This is a genomic window from Saliphagus infecundisoli (assembly GCF_020177375.1).
Taxonomy (GTDB): Archaea; Halobacteriota; Halobacteria; order Halobacteriales; family Natrialbaceae; genus Saliphagus; species Saliphagus infecundisoli.
Window position 1 is genome coordinate 1 of record NZ_JAIWHV010000018.1, and the last position, 17,246, is coordinate 17,246.

The following is a 17,246-nucleotide window of genomic DNA, read 5'->3' on the forward strand; positions in this document are numbered from 1 at the left end:
TATCGAACGACATGCTCATCTGATCCAGCTGTACCTCATGGTAGAGTTAGGCTATGAACTACCGGATTTAGACGAGTTATTGCTGTGGGCGTCGCGGGATCCAAATCCACACAGGGAACGGTTACGTGAGCAGATTGAATGGGGTGAGTTCACCTTTGATCACCACTAAACTAGAACGTATGTGCCGCTGTCATTGTTGCTGAAGTCGGTGAAATCGACCGCTTTGACAGCGACAAGCAACTCGTGAGCTACGCTGGGCTTGATCCAATGGTTCACCAGTCTGGCGACAAGGAGATACGTGGCGGTATCAGTAAAGAGGGCTCAGCGCCATTGCGCTGGGCCCTCGTTCAATGTGCAAATATCGCAGTTCGATGTGACGATTACTTCGGGAACTTCTATACTCGCCTAGAGCAGCGGAAGAACCACCAGATAGCGATTGTTGCTACAGCTCGGAAAATGCTTGTCTCGATCTTCTACATGCTCACACGCAAGGAAATGTACGATCCACCGGGGGTGAGCGCCTGAGGGACTGGCCGTCCCTCAGGCACGATTTGTGTGAGCTACCAACAGCAACTGCACCGCACACAAGAATTCCTCCGCCTACCAGATATTCCATTTCTCGAAGTCACCGCCTTCCGCCGATCCTCAGCATTTCATCGGGTGAGCGGGCCCCTCACCCGAACTATTATCATCAATCACCTGGTAAGGTCGGTTGCAGGATTTTCATAGCTCCATCTCATAGCTTGAGCATCTCACGTCCTGGATCGTTGCCTCGGTCGTCGTTGGTAATTGCAACGACGAGCCGCAGGCAGAGCGCAAAGAACGCTTGTATTCGTGTGTGGACGCGGCCTCGGGCGCGGACGTGCCTGAGGCCGCAGTCCTTGACCACGTCGTTCGTTCGTTCGTTCAATCCCTGTACGGTGGTTGTACATCCGCTCGAATCGGTGAACAGGGGTTTATAGCTCTTCATCAAATCTACCGGATCGAGGTGTATATTGTCTGAATTCACGGACCAGCGGTACAGGAAATAATATGTCTATCTAAAGTCGGTAGTTCCCATAGAGTTAGCGGATAGTCAGAACTGACACGGTTAGATTCTCAGGAAGCGTCTGGATGGTGTATGAAGTTCCTCTACCATCCAGACACCGTTCTTACGGCCTCTGACCTTGAAAGCGTAGCGCTTGACCTTCTCTCCGAGATCCCGATCCCCGGAGTCGAAGGCTGCGGCTTCGACTCCGGGATCATCCGAGAGACACTGCTCCAAGCCGCTGTCGACCAGAAGTCCATCAAGGCAGTCACCGACAGCACTCTCGGAACGTATTCCGATGACTACACGCTTGCCCAACTTCACACGGTCCGGCCTGCTGCCCTCGAAACAATCGCGAACCGCCTTCTCTGCCAGCAAGCGGCGATGATCCTCGGCGCCGGGCCGAGGATCATCTGCCTCGACTTCGTCGATATCCATTATCACGGCTGTCCACACGCTGACGCTAGCGAACTCTGTCACACGAAGCCTCGCGATGGCACCTCCCAGTGCCATCGCTACCTCGCTGGGTTCGTTCTCTGTCGAGCCAAACCACTCGTCGTCGCGGTCACACCCGTCCGGAGTGATGAATTGAAGAGCGACGCGGTCGAGCGAGTGCTCGACCACGTCGCGGCCCTTCCGTTTGACGTCGCTGGCGTTCTCGCCGACCGTGGATTCTACGACGGAACGTCGATCGAGCGACTGGATGCAGCCGCACCAGTCGCTCTCCCGATCATCCGCCGTGGAAAGCGAATGGCCGAGAAACTCGATACGACGGTATCCTACTGGACGGAGTACGTGATGTACGAGGGGAGCGAGCGGGAACTGGAGTGATTAGCGCAATGGATGAATACGCATCACAGGCTCCAGCTCAAAGCGCTTCTCACCACGAGTGGATTTCCCGATTAAACAAGCCTCCGAGCGTCGCTGAGAACTAAATCGCCACGTTCCTTCTGAATATTCAAGTGTTGCAGTGACCACTCCGCTTCCCGCTCGCGGTCTGTGTCTCTTACCAGCAGGGCAATCGAGGCAAACACGGCTTGCTCGTTCGGGCGTACGTGGCGTGCGATCTGACCGATTACACGCCGAAAGACGTCGAAGCTCTCTATCAAAAACGCTCGGCGATCGAGACAGCCTTTCGGACGATGCGAGAAGCGCGTGCACGAACCAGCACGACTGATCCAGCCGTACGGTTGTTATTCGTCCTGGTGAGCTTCCTGTTGCGGAATCTCTGGGTGATCGTTCGATGGGGCGTGCTCGCCACGCCGCGGCGCGGCGGGCGAGCACTGCCGGTCTGGTTCCGATTCGAGGTGTTCCGAGAATGGATCGACCACGCTCTTGATGAAACCCTCCGCCGGAAGTGGGAAGCTCCAACCAACCGAAGCGGGATCCCGGCGACCTTCAGTCAGCTGGACGCGGGCTGAGATCGCCCGCATCCAGCGCCAACCAGTACTGAAGCGACGGCTCCGCACTTTCTCTGGGTCGACGGCTCTCTCACTTCCGTGAGATCGCCGTCTGAGCGTGGCTCAGTGAATTACTTGGTCTGATCTCCCGCAGCTTCCTCCAGAAATCGAGTCAACGATCAAGGTTGATGGGAACTACCGAAAGTGGCAATATACTGGAGGCCCTCTTAGAATTCCGTGCACCAGGTGCACAGCTTTCTTAGACTGTTATAGCCCTCTTGAGAATTAACTTTCAAACCTTCTCCGAGCCATTCGAAAACATCGTCGATTACGGGTTCGAGATCGGTCGATCGTGTCTCTGGACGGTGGTTTGTCGAGTCCACAGTAGTACCAAACGAGAGTGTGCTGGAGTTCTCGAGTGACTGGGCGTGTGCCGTAGATATTCTTGTAGTAGCAGTGTAGAAAGCCGCAAAAGAGATCGGGTGGCTGATGAACTCGTGCTCGCCCCCGTTCGAGTAATTGGCGTAACCTTTGCACGTCCAAGCTCTGCAAACTGCATCTCCTCGTCCCGTCGGTCCCAGCCTTGACGACCACGTGTTCAAACGTTACGCAGACCACTCCATCGGGGGCGAGCACGTCGTACTTCTGGAGAAACTCGAACTCAAGATGTTCGAACAGCGGTACTGTCTCTGTCGCCGCCGCATTCAAGAACTCGTCGACCGAACCCACGTTTTGCAGTGCATTGGAGCTGCTGGACACAGTTTCCAAACCCTGCGGCCTCCCTTGGGAGGGTTTCTATGACACGCTCATTGTTGTAACTCTCCTTGGATGTATCGTCGAAAACCGCGTCGCGAGCCGGTTATCCGCCGGCTGTCGTCGCGTGTGATAGGTTCAGGCCCGCTCTTTCAGGGCGAGGAGGATTTCACGTTGTATCCCCGAGAGCGCGCACCGATTTCTTCGCCGCTCGGCGGAGTGTTTGGTTTGACTTCACCACTCCCTGGAGCGTCGGGTTTGAGGCAGCCGACTCGACGACGCTCCGGAGCTTGTTCGCTGGCCCGACCTTGCCGCGGGCCAGGACTCTTGCTCGTGCCGGGAACTCGAAGTTCTGTTCCTCAGCGAAGGTCACAATCTCCTCCAAGAGTGGGTCGTCGCTCGCCAGAACCTCTGCCATGTACTGCTCGCGCCCATCGCGGTAGGCTCGAAGATCGAAGACCTCTGTGTACCGGTCTAGAAGGCCTGCGATCTCGAGCGTGAGGAGCGTGCGTCGGCACTTCCAACAGTCCGAACAATTGGAAGCCGAATCTGGCCGTGCGCAAATATCCAGCGACTCATGCGAGTCCACAATATCCGACACGATGAGGGTTTTCTCAACTCGCGTGTACTCGCACCCTACGTCTCGGGTCTCGATCCCATCCGTCGATAAGAGCGGGAGGCCGACCGGATCGGTGTAGGCCATATCATACGTCGGTTTAACGCAAATCTCCTCGTAGTCAAAGGTCGACCCATAGAGGAACGTCCCGATCCCGCCCTGGAGTAAGAGCGCCACCGCGGTATTACGCACTGTATGCGTTTTCTGGAAGGTGAATCCGTCATAAAACGCATCCATGTTGGAGTTGACGGCGACGGATGGAAGGCCGATCTTCTCGATCGTCCGTTGAAGACGCTCGTACCGCTCCCGAAATAACTGCTCGCCCCCGTCGCCGTGCGACCCGACGTTGTTATACAAGAGGTGGGTTATCGTTGAGTCCGCCCGATCGTCGTTGTAATAGTAATCCGCAAGCACAGCAAACGAGTCGATGCCGGCAGAGAACCCGGTCGCAACGCCAGAGGCTTGGCCCTGGGTGGGTTGAACGCTATTGGCGTGGATCTCTATCGAACTAAGTGAAGGGATAACGGCCTTGAGAAATGCTTGGTATGGCCGCGAGAGGCTGTAGTACAATCGTTCAGAGACGGTCCCCGCGATGTGGATGTCCTCGTCACGCTCCATCGCCGGGATCAAAAGGGCCAACAGAGCACTATCCGACCGCTCGGAGAGCAACCCCTCGAACTCGGAGTCAACGGCGAACCAGAGGGTGTCCGGAGCCCAACTCGACGTGACCGAAAACCGGCACCGTGTTTCCCCCTCCCGATGTGTTATCTGTGGGGTTGTAATCTGCATGGGGGTGGTGTATATCGTAGCAGTAATTAACAGTTTCTCATCGAACTATGTGATTTCGATTCTCCCCCTAATACTCACAGACAGAAGTACGTGAAGACATCTGGTATCTCGATGCTGTCAAGCGCGGTAAGTGCGGTATCACGGAGGTCGTCCAGTGATTCGAACAGGCGGCCGAGTGCTTGATCGAGTTGTCGCCAACACTCCTCCGCGGGGTTCAGCTCCAATGAACCCCGCGGGAGATAACACAATTCGATCGGTGTATCTTCGACGAACTCCTACACTCAGTACCTCACAAAGCCGGTTAGTTGAGACGTCCGCTTGCTGAAGATGTGTCCAAACAACCACAACAAGCGGACGATGAAATCCACGAGGACCAGCTCCTTAATTTTCTGGTCAATGCTCTCACCGGTGCATTCACGCTAGACCTCGGTGAGAACGCAGAAATCGATCCAGAGGATATCTTCGAGGTCCTCGTCGGCGCTACCGCCGACGGGACCTCGATCTCCACGCTCTGCGAGAAGAGTGAAGACGCACCCTCTGGCAACGGCATTCTCCATCATCTCCGGACCAAGTTCGACCTCGAAACCGTCGAATCGACCGGGAACACGCTTCTCCAACAGGACGTTCTCGAAACCCTCCCTGAGCAGGTGGAGGTCGTCGCTGACCTCCACCTGCGACCCTACTACGGTGACGAAGACGAGACAGATGGCCTCTACTACAACGAGGCCAAAGCAGGAACGACCGCATTCCACGCCTACGCCACACTCTACGCACGCGTGAACAACAAGCGATACACCTTGGCGGTGCGCCGTCTCACCGACGGCGACACCGCCAGCGATGTTCTCGCTGAGTTTCTTGGACTGCTCGAGAAATTCGAATTCGACGTCAAAGCGGCCTATCTCGACAGTGGCTTCTACGACGGAAAGTGTCTCACGTTGCTCCAAGCGCACAATTTCGCGTACATCGTCCCGATCATCAAGTGGGGCAGCAAGATCAAGACCGAACTCAGCCAGGGTTGGAGTCGTGAGATCTCTCACGATCTCACGACGTCCTATGGCGAGCACGAGTGGACCGTCGAATTCCCGGTCATGATCGACTGTACGTACAAGAACGGTCGATACGACGAACACGGGGTGGCGCGTCACGGCTACGCCGTCGACGCGCCGTTCATCGACGAGCCACGACAGGCTCGATCCCACTACAGCAAACGCTTCGGGATCGAAGCCAGCTACCGTCTCTCCGAGTCAACGCTGATCTCGACGACAACGCAAGATCCGACGAGACGGCTGTTGTTCGTCGTGTTGAGCCTGCTATTCCAAAACGTCTGGCGGTACCTGCACTGGAAATATGTGGCGACGCCCCGCCGGGGCGGGCGTCGCCTCTGGTGGTGGCCTTTCGAAGAGTTCGTCGACATGGTAATTAGGGCAGCGTGGACGGCCCTCGCAGCGCGTCGGGCCGTCCCCGCAAACCGGCCACCGGATGACCGATTCCACCGGTAACTGGTGACCGAGCCCGCCCTGCCGATCAGTGGCAACGCCGTCGCGTCGGCGGCTGACCGCCGCCGACTGCGACGCTTCCTCGTCTCCTGACGCCGGGATGGATCGTTGGAGCACACGTCCAGCCCAGGTTCGTCGGTAACTCACGCTTCAGCGGCAGTGAGCTGAGGACGCTTTGTGAGGTACTGACACTCTGTTCGCTGTGAAATATAAGGCGTTATCCAGGACAACGCAGATTTTCTCACCGAATTCGGTCTGGAGTGCGTCCAACAGCCGAATCGTGGTATCGCTATTGAACTTCTCTTCACACGGGAGAAAGAACGTCTAGTGGACCTGCCAGTTAATTCGTACCCAGTAACTGTCCTCGTGTGGAGCGTCGCTACCGAAGGTAAACCTGAGCGGCACAGTCAAAACACGCTTCGGGTGAACTGACTCCCGAGCCGTCGAAGGAGTGGTCGGCGCTATGTTTGAATCTACAGCGAGCGTATAGGCAGTGATGAAGACAACTCGCCGGACGGAAGTTGTGGGGCATCTGTCGGAAGAACAGCTCGATGAGGCGATTGACGATGCCCAGAAGGCGGATGAGACGCGTCTCGTCCGGCGACTCTGTTTCATCAAGAACGTCTTTCTCGGCGACACCGACGAAATGGCCGCACGACGTGTTGGTGCCTCCCAACCAACCGGCGGACGCTAGCTCAAAGCATGGAACGAACGTGGGGTCGATGGACTACGTCCGCGCTTCGCGGGCGGACCGCCCGCGAAGCTCTCCGCTGATCAGCTTGAGGAGTTCTTCTCTCTCCTCAAAGAGGGCCAACCATGGACGCCACAGGAAATCGACGACCTTCTCTGGGACCGCTACGGCGTCACGTACGACCGGGCACATCTCACTCGAATTCTTCGTTCTGACGGCATGCAGTACGCGAAACCACGACCGATGGATCCGCGACAATCACCCGATGCTGAAGCGGATTTTCGTGAGCGCCTGGGAGAGGCGCTCACGAAGGAGACTGATGAGGAGCCACTCGTTCTCGGCTTCTTCGACGCCTCGTGGCCACAGCCGTTCGAGAACTCTCAGCGGATGTGGTCGTACGATTGGACCGTCGAAATCGACAAACCGCTGGTCACGGTTCCCTGGAAAACGCTCGGCTTCTACGCACTTCTCGGCACAAGCACGCTTATTTTCCGAGAACGGACGACCAAGGAGAGTATCTGTGCGGCCTTAGAGGCGATTCGCGAGCAGAATCCGGTCTAATGACTAAGATAATTTTTGAAAGTCAAGGAATCTCTCACACCACTTCTTTGCGAAACTGATTCGCTGCGTTATTTTCTCGAACGTCTCTTGAACGAGCTCTTTGAACTCGTCTTCGTTCTCAACGACGATCGGTGCCATCGTCCACTTGAGAAAGTCCCAGACTTTCTCAATTGGGCTCTGTTGAATCACTAGACGGCGGCGGGATCGATCGCTAATTCAAAGGAGCTGAAGCGGGAGACTTCGGTTGCCTATGACCCAAATCTCCCGCTTCATCAGGGAGGTTGTGCCGGTTGCTCAAAACGTTACTGGCGATGGAGACGAATCCGCCGCCCCGGAAGGTGGCAGCGGATTCGCCGACTACGCACTTGTTTCTCTCCACTGTCTGCGGATTTACCTCGATGCGTCCTACCGGATGACGATCGACTTGTTGAAAGAGATGCCACAAATAACCGGGGAGATCGGCCGCGCTGAGGCCGATCTCCCCTCACCATCCACGTTGTGTAAAGCGTTCGACCGGATCAGTATGAGCGTCTGTCGAGTGTTGCTGCGCCAGTCGGCGCAGCTCCACGACCCGTCCGAACACGGCGCGATCGACGCAACGTTCTATGAACGGTCAGCTGCGAGCCGCCACTACTGCCAGCGAATCAGCTACCGCGTTCAGAAGCTGAAGGTCACGAAACTCGTCGATACTGAGTCTCAAGCCGTCCTCGACGTTCACTGTTCGACGACCCGGGAAGGAAGCGATGCAGATCTCTGTGAGCAGATCGCCCGCCGGAACGCGGGCGATCTGCGGTCTCTGGCCGCCGATAAGGGCTACGACAAGCAGGCGCTCCGCACTGCACTCCGCGAACTCGGCATCAGACCGCTGATCAAGCACCGCATCTTCGCCCCATACGACCACGCACACAACGCCAGAATCGACGAACAACGCTACAATCAGCGCTCTATGACCGAGACGGTGAATTCAGCTGTCAAGCGCTCGCTCGGCTTCGCCGTGCGAGCGCGTTCCTGGTTCCGTGAGTTCCGCGAGATTGCGCTGATGTGTGTCGTCTATAACATCAAGCGAGCTGTGAAGCAGTGAATTCCACCGCCCTATGGCGATTCAACAGAGCCCTCAATTGGGTTGAGATGCGGCGATCCTGACGGGATGAAGATCAGGTTGATTCCCAGCTGATGCGCGCGCTTGCGCGTGTACTGACAGATATGTGCTCCATGTTTGTCCAAGACGAGCAGAATCCGCTTGCCGGGATTCTGCTCGCGCACCTCCTCCAAGACGTCACAGATCCGCTCCTTCTTTTCGTCTTCCTTGAACGTCACGTGACTGGCACCGTTCAGTGCGTAGAATCCAACCGCAGAGTCGTGCGTTTTCACTAACGGCCGTTCAATGTGCGGGTCGTCGACGTACCAGACACGGCGCGAATTATCGTACGGCTGTGGTTTCGACGCGTCGAAGAATCCAAGGACAGTGCCGCCATCAGTACAGACATCGTCGTCAACGACCCAGCCGTCTCCGTCTTCTCCCTCGCGTTTGTTGTGTGGCTGCTCGTCCTCGTCGAGCGCGTCATCGACGCGCTCTTCGAGAATCTTATCTGGGTTCTCCGGCCGACTTGGTCGCTTTGGCCGTGGTTTCGCGTATGACAGACCTAGCTCTCGAAGGAACGTCCCGAGGTAATTCGGACTGTACTCGACGCCGAACTCTTCGGTGAGAAGATGCTGAATCTCCTGTGATTTCCAGGGCTGGCCCTCACGGAGCATCTCGACCAGCTCTTCTTGTTCGTCCTTGTCGAGTTTCGGGGGCCGGCCGCCCCCGAAACTCGGCATCAGTTCTTCGAGCCCACCTTCATTCCAGGCTTCTGCCCAGCGATCACCGGTGGCCGCCGACCTGCCTTCCCGGTCGGCGGCCTCCGGAATCGAATCACCCTGATAGAGGTTTTTCAGGAACCCGAGACGCCGAAGTCGGTGATCGTCTTCAGCCTCACGGAGCAATTCGTCGATCTCCTCTTCAGACAGGTGGTGCTTGATCTCCTTGCGACGTGAGCGTTCCATGAACGACAGTCGGCATTAACTCACAAAAGTTTTCGTACTCATTATTGGACGCGAACCTCTTCGACGACCTCACCGTCATCGTCCAAGACAGCGATGTACGAGTCACGCTTATGGACGTCGATTCCGAGGTAGTACATGGCTTCCTCTGGGATGGGAAATGCACGGAGGGAGCCACACCTATTCGAGGTCGTCGCCCGACTGCCCGCCAGGCAGTCGGGCTTGGCCTCACGATGGAGCTTCCTTGGCACATCAGCTACTCACTACCGCGCGCTTGGTGCGCTGTCTAGTTATCAGCCTTTGCCACCCCAGTCTTCCTCCGTGCTCTGGGGACTTAGCAGGCTTTCATCCCATCACTACCTATAGGGTTGAAGGTCATTAATCAAAGTGACTAGTATATACTGCCGATTGGAGAAAAAACCTCAGTCATATTGCCATCCTCATCAAGGAATCTGCCGTTGTTTTACTCCGTAATAGCTGGATTTTCTATTTCGGCTCACATTGTGATTGCGAATTCGCCGACGAACCTTCGGTTTTATGACGATCTCTCTCCGAGCAATGTTCAGTCGATGTACTCGCTCGAACAGATCAGAAAGGGATTACGGTACCCAGCTATGGCTGAGCGCGAGATGCACTATCAGTGGCAGCGGGTTCGATCCGTTCTACCACACGATATCGGTATTCAAGGAAGTTACCGAACGGGAAATATCGGTGATCGGGCGCTCGGACGGACGTTTTCTGGGAAGCTCTCCGCGATGGGCTATCGACCTCGAACGTTCGGACGAAATACCGAGTACAGTCGAGCGCCGGTCCACATCCTCGGTGGAGGCGGTGTGCTCCACGATTGGTACGGAACAGATCACCTTCGCCAACGGCTGAACTTCGTTTCAGAGGGTGGTGCAGTAATCGGTGTCGGCGTCCCTGGATTCAAAACTACTGAGGGCCGTGAGTTAGTCCGCTCTGGCCTCTCAGACGTCGAGTTGGTTACCGTCCGCGACAAGTGGTCACGTGACCGTCTCGCCCCGCACTACGATGGCGATATCCACGTCACTGCGTGTCCAACGCTGATTCGCCACGATCCAGACGTACCCTCGTCCGGACGAACGGGCGTCAACTTCAGACAATGGTTCCATCTGGACCCGGAGATCATGTCTTACTACTTTGATTATGATGGCGTAACGAATTTTAACAGGGCACAGGATCGATACCTGGCGAATATCACTCGAATTTGTGAGGAACTCGACGATCCGGTATTTATTCCGTTTCACGAGAAAGACGAGACCTTCGCCCACGAGCATCTTGACATCGAGGTCTTGCCGTACGAGTTCTCCGTCAGAAAGACGCTCGAACGGGTGAGTTCCGTTGATCGGATGGTTGCAACGCGATACCATTCACTGGTGTTCGCAACCATCTGTGAAACACCGGCGTTGGCAATCGCTTATGAGCCTAAAGTGTCTTCTCTCGCAGACCGTGTTGGCGTTCAGTCGTACAAACCACACACGTCTATTCCCGTGGAGTTCGACTCGATAGCAAACCGCGATGACGTCCGGCGGACCGCCGAGAGGAACTTTCGACTCCTTGACGACATCTGTCTGAGCGAGTGAGCGTGAGGCGGCCGGATGACGTAGACTGAGGTAAATCTGAAACTTCGTGGTCGCCGGAGATAGCGGCCTGATTCACCAACGCGGCAGACTGAAGTGCATCGAACGAAACTGCCTGCTCATGAGAATTGGGATACTGGCGCACTCCTTTCCAAAACTATCAGAAACATTTGTTTTAGATAATATTATTGGAATGATGGATAGAGGCCACGACGTGTCCGTTTTCTCGCTGCTGTCGGCCCACGACTCGATACAGCATCCCACGATACAGGAATACGATATACTTGAGCGAACCACATACTTGGATACGCCAAACTCGGTGCCGGCCGCCCTACTCGAGACCGTTCCCAACACGATGTTGCTCGCTGCGAACGCTCCAGAGGCCCTCGGTGTTATTGCTAAAATCGAGCGAGAGCGTGGCGTTCTAGAGGCGGGACGGTTCGCGTATCGGGCACACCCCGTCTTGCACGCCGAATTGGACGTGTTGCACGCCCATTTCGGGCCAGTGGGACGACGAGCTGCACGATTCGATCAGATCGGAGCGTGTGATGCGTTCGTCGTGAGTTTTCATGGATGGGGTATCAGACGGGCGGACGAGCATGGAGAACAGATATATGCCCATCTCTTCGACCATGCCGATTGCATTTTGGCGAACACCCGCTACACGCGGGAGCGACTCATAGAGTTTGGTGCCGATCCGGATACCGTTCGAGTTCACCACGTCGGTATTAACCCCGACAGATTTCGACCGGACGACCGTACGCACGATTCGGATACAATGACGGTTCTTACCGTCGCTCGACTCCACGAGACGAAGGGTCTCGAATACGGTATTCTCGCGGCCAAAAAGCTCTCGAAGCGCCTTCAGGACGTTGACGTTCGGTACCGAATCGTCGGTAGCGGCTCGTTGGAAGGCAAGTTACGAAAACAGATTCAGGAGAACGATGCTAGTGACGTCGTTACGCTCTGCGGACCAATGGACCAGACAGGCGTCATTGACGAACTGCACTCCGCCGACGTGTTCTTGCTCCCGAGTCTGGAGGAGGGGTTCGGACGGGTCCTTCTTGAAGCTCAAGCGAGCGAACTCCCGGTCGTGGCGTCGGATGTCGGTGGTATCCCGGAGGCGGTCTCCCCCGGCGACTCCGCCCTGCTCGTACCGCCACGCGACACGGAGGCGATAGCTGACCGACTGAAGCAGTTGGCTAACGATCCCTCTACACGTGCCACTCTCGGTGCTGCCGGACGGACGTACGTTCGTGACAACTTCGACATCGAGGATCTCAATGACCGTCTAGAGGCGCTATACGCAGAATTGGTGTGATTCCCACGCCGACGGGCCAAGGAAGCCGCACGTACCACCACTGCGTCGCTCGGCGGGATGTTTCAAATGCCAACCGATGGTTTTAGGAGAGCGGGTATGACTTCTTAACAAAAATGAGACAGACGGACGAATCGCCTCCGGCAGACCTGACCCTCTCGGCCGTTATTCCGGTGTACAACGATCCCTACGGGATCCGGACGACCCTCGAATCGCTCACTTCTCAGACGTACCCCATAGATTCCTATGAAATCCTTGTTGTGGATAACGGTTCTGAGGACGAGACTCGTAAGGTAGTTCAAGAATACTGTGAACGCTACCCTGAATTGGTTACCCTCCTGATTGAAGACGAGATCCAAAGTTCATACGCCGCCCGAAATAAAGGTGTCGAACACGCGCACGGAGCACTTATATCCTTTATTGATGCCGATATGACTGTCGAGCCAACGTGGGCCAAATCGGTGGTTGACTCTTACACCGAACACGGTTGGGACTACATGGGCTGTGAAATTGAGACGTATATCGACGGTCACGGATCGCTCACGGCGAGATACGACCGCGCACTGGGATTTACAGTGGAGCGCTACCTACAAAAAGCGCAGTTCGTGGTGACCGCGTGTCTTACGGTCAGAAAAACGGTCTTCGAGGATGTGGGGCTTTTCGATTCACGGCTGATTTCGGGCGGCGATGGAGAATTCGGCGAACGGGTTCATGCCGCTGGATTCGATCAGTATTTCGAACCGGACATCACGGTGTATCACCCGGCACGCACCACCGTGCGGGCATGGCTCAAAAAGCAGTTTCGGGTCGGACGAGGGTCTATCCAGCGACAGAAATACCACCCCGAACGAGCGGGGGGCACACGCCCAATCGCCCCACAGAAATTTCTCCCCCTCCGCCCACGACAGTTCTATGCACGAATTACTGATGGCATGGATCCGACTGTCAGTGATGCAATCGCGCTCTACGGGCTTGACTATCTGAGTAAACTCACCCGTACCGCTGGCGGTATTTACGAACAGTATATCTCCAAAGATCGCTGACACGCTCACTTTTAACGAGGTGGTCTTGTAAGACACAACCAGACCATTCGTGTTCTGTTAAGAACACCAAGAGATGCCGCCAGATTCGACCACGATTTATTAGATGTAGAATAGAGTGTCGTAGAACTCTTTACACACCTCGGTAACACCTGAAAAACGGCCGTTTGAGAAGGGGTACATCCGTCTTTAGTTAGCCCTCACACCTCGGTTGCGTAGCGGTAGCGAGCGTCTCTTGAAGGATCGGTCGTTGCTGGCGAATCTTCTGTGCGTCTTCGATCAGTCGGTCCAACAGCGGCGGTGGCGAATAGCCGAGGTGTTCGCCGAGTTCGTGGAGGATGAGCTGGGCGTGCGACCGAGAGTGGTCTGCGTCACTTCTGAATATTGGCTGCTAAGCAACTCTACGGCGTACCATGCGGCCCGGTGAATAGCCACTGCTCGAGTATTCAAAACAAAAGCTGATCACTCAAGGTCGCCGCCCAGCGCTCGCGCGGGAACACGATCTCATCGTCAGCCTCCTCGGTGACCAGATCCAGCAAATCACGGCTCACCAGCAGTGACAGCAACGCTGCATACAGCAGAATCTCAACAACCGCCGGGTGTCGAACTCGTCGAGTTCGTACTGCGTCTTCAGCTCACGGAACAGCAACTCCACCTCCTACCGACACCGGTATAGCGTTGCCAGATCGGCCGGGAGGAACTCCTCTCTGGGCAGATTCGTGATGTAGAGATGGTAGTCGTTGGCGTCCTCGTTGCGGACGCCGACGACGCGGAACCGCTTCGTATCCAGCGAGCGCGTTCCCTCATACGGCCCTCGCTTGAATTCCGCTTCGACTTCCACGTCGATGTACTCGCGGTAGAGATCGTCCACGACATCGTGGATCTGCTCGCCTTCCAGAGGGATGGCGCGGCCGCGCCATCCCCGTAATTCCGCCGTTATCACCGGATTTGCGCTCTTCTTCAACCGACTCACGAAGTAGCCGTCGTTCTCATCGATCAACGCGAACCGGCGGTACTTGAAGTACGCCAGATCGATGAGAACGAGCCGTCCCTGCAGCCACGAGCCTGTCTTGAACAGCGTGCTGTCGTGCGTTTTTTTCGTCGGTCACGTCGAGCCGTTCGATCGTCTGATCGGTGGCATTGTGGAGCAGGTGGAGCGTCGCTCCAGCCTGCTCCTCTTTCCGAGCCTGGTATTCATCGGAGAGAAATTCGTGCAACCGCAGGATGGTTCCATCCGCAATCATCACGTCCCTGAATCGGTCGAGATCAGCGTCGACAGCATCGGGAACAGCGACCTCGTCGAGACCGCGCTCGACGAGGTCGCGGAGGTACTCCGCGAGCGAGGGCGTCAACCGCTGATTGAAACCACCAGGCGAGATCGGTTCGTCGGCTGTGGAGTTGTAGCTGCGTCGGAAGCCAGCGAGTGTTCGGCTCTCGCCTGCGGCGAAGCCGAACACGAGCGCCCAGACGAACGCTGGAATCTGGAGCTTGCGATCGCGTTCGACCACGCCGAGTTCCTCGGCGTGCTCTTCGAGGAACTTGGAGGGAAACAGTGTAGTGAGCCGACGCATAAGCCGGGATGAGGTGGCTTTGATGTGCACAGCCGTCGCCTCCTCATTCCTCTCGCAAAGAAGTCCCGATAAGTCGCTGCTGTCATGCGGTTCGTCTCTTAACTAAAGACGGATGGAGAAGGGGTATTATTGCCGTCTTTCAGAATCAGTGGGTGCAGATCTCTCAATGTCGTAGAAAATCACACCAAGCGTTCTATAACACTCTTGTAGAAACTAATTCCACTCTTACCGTTCTATCATACATTTTTCTTTATGAGTATTAAATATAAAAATATAAATTTTGCGTTACTTCTTGGATCGACAGTACGAAGGGATAGGTCATCCTTCTCGAAGGATATGAAGCCAATTGGTTCCCATCGATCCACGGGAGGCTTGACGTGAAGACCGCGTTTGTCCACCCGAGTTATCCACGAGGAGAAGGAACCGGAGCCACTCATAGTGCTTCACAAATCGTTTCCGGATTGCACGAACGTGGGCACGACGTCACCGTCTATTGTACGAAACCCCCGTCACCGCAGTGGAAGACAAATACTGAGATGACGTTTAAAGTGCTTGACCAGTCAGGGTATCCCTACCATTCGGGCCACCAACTGAATCGAGCACTCCGCGAACGAATAGACGAGTTCGATTCATATGATCTCACTCACAGCTATCTTATGGGAACCATTCCTGCGATGGGAGATATTGCTACTCATACATCAAGTGCGACAGTGATTACGCTAAACGCGTACGGTGGTGTGTGCCCGAAAAACGACCTTCGCTATCTCGATAGAGAACCATGCACTAGCAACGGACTAGCAAAGTGCACCATGTGTTCACTCGCAACTAGCGGTGGGCACGACGAGTACAATAGCGCCTATCGTTCTGTGAGTCGATTAGGAAATCTGAAACTGATTCAAGAGGGTGAGCAAAAGACCCGCCAAATAGATAGCTATCATGCGCTCTCTCCTCACGTCAAGACGACGTACGCCGGGTTTGGATTCCCTCCGGATCGGATCAGCGTAATTCCGAACATCCTTGATGAGCGATTCTGTCGAGAGCACCGCAGCAATTTCAAGGAACCATACAAACTCCTGTATGTGGGTTCGCTCGATACTCACAAGGGAGTGGATAGACTAATTCCGATTCTCGATCTGCTTAACCACCGTTCGTCCGTCGCGTTTCGGCTGACTGTCGTTGGGGATGGGGAGCTTCGATCCGAATTGGAACAAGAGGCGGTGTCCCGTGGGCTTGTCTCTGCGATTTCGTTCACCGGACAGGTTCCGAACGACAAACTTCCAGATGTGTTCGCTTCCCATGATCTCTTCCTATACCCCGGCCGTTGGGATGAACCATTTGGAAGGGTGTTCCTCGAGTCACTCGCTGCGGGCATACCCGTAATTGCCAGCGATGTGGGGAGCGTGGCGGCTATCATCGGGGATGGCGGGCGAACTACCGACGGGTCCGTGAATGGATTTGTCGACTCGATACTTGAGCTCGTGGATAGTGGCTCGTTGCAGTCGTTGTCCGACCATGCGAACCAGAAAGTGGAGGATTACCGACCTGATACGGTCGTTCCCCAGATCATCGAGTTGTACGAACAGTCGCTATAATGGCTAGTGAGTGCATTGGTGTTCGGTTAAGCACTGAATGACCTCGTGAAAGCTTTAGCCACTCGTTCGTTGAGTAAGAGGCGTGATTTCTCTGGTTGACGAGCGTCACTGAATATCAATCCGACAGGTTCGGCGGTGGATGGCCGAACGACTGGACCAAACCTTCGAGGATGAGCTGGCGAGTGACCGATAGTCGGTAGTTCCCATCGAATCAGAACGTAGTCAGGACTGATAGGGTTAGATTCTCAGAGAGCGTCTAGATGGGTGCGTGTGAGATTCCTATACCATCCAGACACTGTTCTTACGGCCTCTGAGCTTGAAACGTTAGCGCTCGGTCTGCTCGCAGAGATACCGATCCCCGGAGTCGAAGACTGCCGCTTCGACTCCGGGATCATCCGAGAGACACTCCTCCAAGCCGCTGTCGACCAGAAATCAATCAAAGCTGTCACCGATACTACTCGGGGAACGTACTCCGACGACTACACGCTGACACAGCTTCACACGGTTCCGCCTGCTGAACTGGAAGCACTCGTCAATGACCTCTTCGTCGAGCAGACGGCGATGATCCTCGGCCCCGGCCCGAGGATCATCTGCCTCGACTTCGTCGATATCCATTACCACGGCTGTCCACACGCTGAACCTGGCGAACTCTGTCACACGAAGCCTCGCGATGGCACCTCCCAGTGCCATCGCTACCTCGCTGGATTCATCCTCAGTCGATCACATCGGGTTAGAGTAAGTGTGTGCT

At 55.6% G+C, this 17,246-nt stretch carries 12 protein-coding genes and 13 pseudogenes; 12 read left to right on the forward strand and 13 right to left on the reverse strand.

The features are described from left to right. Both LCF40_RS16315 and LCF40_RS16320 read left to right on the forward strand, forming a co-directional pair. Positions 1 to 169, forward strand: a pseudogene (locus tag LCF40_RS16315) (IS4 family transposase); the annotation flags it as partial. Positions 170 to 183: 14 nt separating this feature from the next. Further along, positions 184 to 525: pseudogene (locus LCF40_RS16320) on the forward strand (transposase); the annotation flags it as partial. Between the two features lie 211 nt (positions 526 to 736). On the opposite strand, the pseudogene LCF40_RS16325 reads toward LCF40_RS16320, so the two are convergent. Both LCF40_RS16325 and LCF40_RS16330 read right to left on the reverse strand, forming a co-directional pair. Beyond that, positions 737 to 904 (reverse strand): annotated as a pseudogene (locus tag LCF40_RS16325) (IS5/IS1182 family transposase); the annotation flags it as partial. A 186-nt stretch (positions 905 to 1,090) separates the two neighbouring features. Continuing rightward, complete coding sequence (locus LCF40_RS16330) at positions 1,091 to 1,651, reverse strand: hypothetical protein (RefSeq protein ID WP_224829292.1); 561 nt, start codon at positions 1,649 to 1,651, stop codon at positions 1,091 to 1,093. On the opposite strand from LCF40_RS16330, the gene LCF40_RS16335 reads away from it, so the two are divergent. Both LCF40_RS16335 and LCF40_RS16340 read left to right on the forward strand, forming a co-directional pair. Beyond that, positions 1,640 to 1,858, forward strand: a complete 219-nt coding sequence (locus LCF40_RS16335) for a hypothetical protein (protein WP_224829293.1) — start codon at positions 1,640 to 1,642, stop codon at positions 1,856 to 1,858. The genes LCF40_RS16330 and LCF40_RS16335 overlap by 12 nt on opposite strands. Before the next feature lie 206 nt (positions 1,859 to 2,064). After that, the gene (locus LCF40_RS16340; protein WP_417750544.1) at positions 2,065 to 2,448 is read left to right on the forward strand and encodes a hypothetical protein; all 384 of its coding nucleotides are present in this window, start codon (positions 2,065 to 2,067) and stop codon (positions 2,446 to 2,448) included. 278 nt (positions 2,449 to 2,726) lie between these two features. On the opposite strand, the pseudogene LCF40_RS16345 reads toward LCF40_RS16340, so the two are convergent. From LCF40_RS16345 to LCF40_RS16360, 4 genes and pseudogenes are all read right to left on the reverse strand, one after another. Beyond that, positions 2,727 to 2,940, reverse strand: a pseudogene (locus tag LCF40_RS16345) (IS5/IS1182 family transposase); the annotation flags it as partial. A 111-nt stretch (positions 2,941 to 3,051) separates the two neighbouring features. Beyond that, a pseudogene (locus LCF40_RS16350) lies at positions 3,052 to 3,186 on the reverse strand (IS5/IS1182 family transposase); the annotation flags it as partial. Between the two features lie 163 nt (positions 3,187 to 3,349). Further along, positions 3,350 to 4,585, reverse strand: a complete 1,236-nt coding sequence (locus LCF40_RS16355) for a hypothetical protein (protein WP_224829294.1) — start codon at positions 4,583 to 4,585, stop codon at positions 3,350 to 3,352. Positions 4,586 to 4,659: 74 nt separating this feature from the next. Then, positions 4,660 to 4,860 (reverse strand): annotated as a pseudogene (locus LCF40_RS16360) (IS630 family transposase); the annotation flags it as partial. Positions 4,861 to 4,914: 54 nt separating this feature from the next. On the opposite strand from LCF40_RS16360, the gene LCF40_RS16365 reads away from it, so the two are divergent. Next, complete coding sequence (locus tag LCF40_RS16365; RefSeq protein ID WP_224829295.1) at positions 4,915 to 6,084, forward strand: ISH3 family transposase; 1,170 nt, start codon at positions 4,915 to 4,917, stop codon at positions 6,082 to 6,084. 186 nt (positions 6,085 to 6,270) lie between these two features. Here the strand turns inward: LCF40_RS16365 and LCF40_RS16370 are convergent. Next, positions 6,271 to 6,405, reverse strand: a pseudogene (locus LCF40_RS16370) (IS630 family transposase); the annotation flags it as partial. A 172-nt stretch (positions 6,406 to 6,577) separates the two neighbouring features. Here LCF40_RS16370 and LCF40_RS16375 point away from each other — a divergent pair. Together LCF40_RS16375 and LCF40_RS16380 are read left to right on the forward strand one after the other, a co-directional pair. Continuing rightward, positions 6,578 to 6,775, forward strand: a complete 198-nt coding sequence (locus LCF40_RS16375; protein ID WP_224829296.1) for a hypothetical protein — start codon at positions 6,578 to 6,580, stop codon at positions 6,773 to 6,775. 12 nt (positions 6,776 to 6,787) lie between these two features. After that, positions 6,788 to 7,333, forward strand: a pseudogene (locus LCF40_RS16380) (IS630 family transposase); the annotation flags it as partial. Positions 7,334 to 7,336: 3 nt separating this feature from the next. On the opposite strand, the pseudogene LCF40_RS16385 reads toward LCF40_RS16380, so the two are convergent. Continuing rightward, positions 7,337 to 7,510: pseudogene (locus tag LCF40_RS16385) on the reverse strand (IS630 family transposase); the annotation flags it as partial. A gap of 73 nt (positions 7,511 to 7,583) precedes the next feature. Between LCF40_RS16385 and LCF40_RS16390 the strand changes: the two are divergent. After that, positions 7,584 to 8,414 carry an IS5 family transposase gene (locus LCF40_RS16390; protein ID WP_224829297.1) on the forward strand — a complete coding sequence of 277 codons (831 nt, stop codon included), beginning with the start codon at positions 7,584 to 7,586 and terminating at the stop codon, positions 8,412 to 8,414. 32 nt (positions 8,415 to 8,446) lie between these two features. On the opposite strand, the pseudogene LCF40_RS16395 reads toward LCF40_RS16390, so the two are convergent. Continuing rightward, positions 8,447 to 9,379, reverse strand: a pseudogene (locus LCF40_RS16395) (IS630 family transposase); the annotation flags it as partial. A gap of 566 nt (positions 9,380 to 9,945) precedes the next feature. Here LCF40_RS16395 and LCF40_RS16400 point away from each other — a divergent pair. The 3 genes from LCF40_RS16400 (at position 9,946) to LCF40_RS16410 (ending at position 13,338) form a co-directional block, all read left to right on the forward strand. Continuing rightward, complete coding sequence (locus LCF40_RS16400) at positions 9,946 to 10,980, forward strand: polysaccharide pyruvyl transferase family protein (RefSeq protein ID WP_224829298.1); 1,035 nt, start codon at positions 9,946 to 9,948, stop codon at positions 10,978 to 10,980. Between the two features lie 118 nt (positions 10,981 to 11,098). Beyond that, the gene (locus LCF40_RS16405; RefSeq protein WP_224829299.1) at positions 11,099 to 12,298 is read left to right on the forward strand and encodes a glycosyltransferase; all 1,200 of its coding nucleotides are present in this window, start codon (positions 11,099 to 11,101) and stop codon (positions 12,296 to 12,298) included. Positions 12,299 to 12,411: 113 nt separating this feature from the next. After that, positions 12,412 to 13,338: a glycosyltransferase family 2 protein gene (locus LCF40_RS16410; protein ID WP_224829300.1), complete on the forward strand. Its 927-nt coding sequence runs from the start codon at positions 12,412 to 12,414 to the stop codon at positions 13,336 to 13,338. Between the two features lie 190 nt (positions 13,339 to 13,528). On the opposite strand, the pseudogene LCF40_RS16415 reads toward LCF40_RS16410, so the two are convergent. Further along, positions 13,529 to 13,693 (reverse strand): annotated as a pseudogene (locus tag LCF40_RS16415) (IS4 family transposase); the annotation flags it as partial. Positions 13,694 to 13,802: 109 nt separating this feature from the next. Further along, positions 13,803 to 14,906, reverse strand: a pseudogene (locus LCF40_RS16420) (IS4 family transposase); the annotation flags it as partial. Between the two features lie 377 nt (positions 14,907 to 15,283). Between LCF40_RS16420 and LCF40_RS23765 the strand changes: the two are divergent. Next, positions 15,284 to 16,498 carry a glycosyltransferase family 4 protein gene (locus LCF40_RS23765; RefSeq protein WP_224829301.1) on the forward strand — a complete coding sequence of 405 codons (1,215 nt, stop codon included), beginning with the start codon at positions 15,284 to 15,286 and terminating at the stop codon, positions 16,496 to 16,498. A gap of 26 nt (positions 16,499 to 16,524) precedes the next feature. Here the strand turns inward: LCF40_RS23765 and LCF40_RS16430 are convergent. Both LCF40_RS16430 and LCF40_RS16435 read right to left on the reverse strand, forming a co-directional pair. Next, positions 16,525 to 16,676: pseudogene (locus LCF40_RS16430) on the reverse strand (IS4 family transposase); the annotation flags it as partial. A 254-nt stretch (positions 16,677 to 16,930) separates the two neighbouring features. Continuing rightward, positions 16,931 to 17,188 (reverse strand): hypothetical protein, encoded by a 258-nt coding sequence (locus LCF40_RS16435; RefSeq protein ID WP_224829302.1) that lies wholly within the window; start codon positions 17,186 to 17,188, stop codon positions 16,931 to 16,933. Positions 17,189 to 17,246 lie beyond the last annotated feature (58 nt).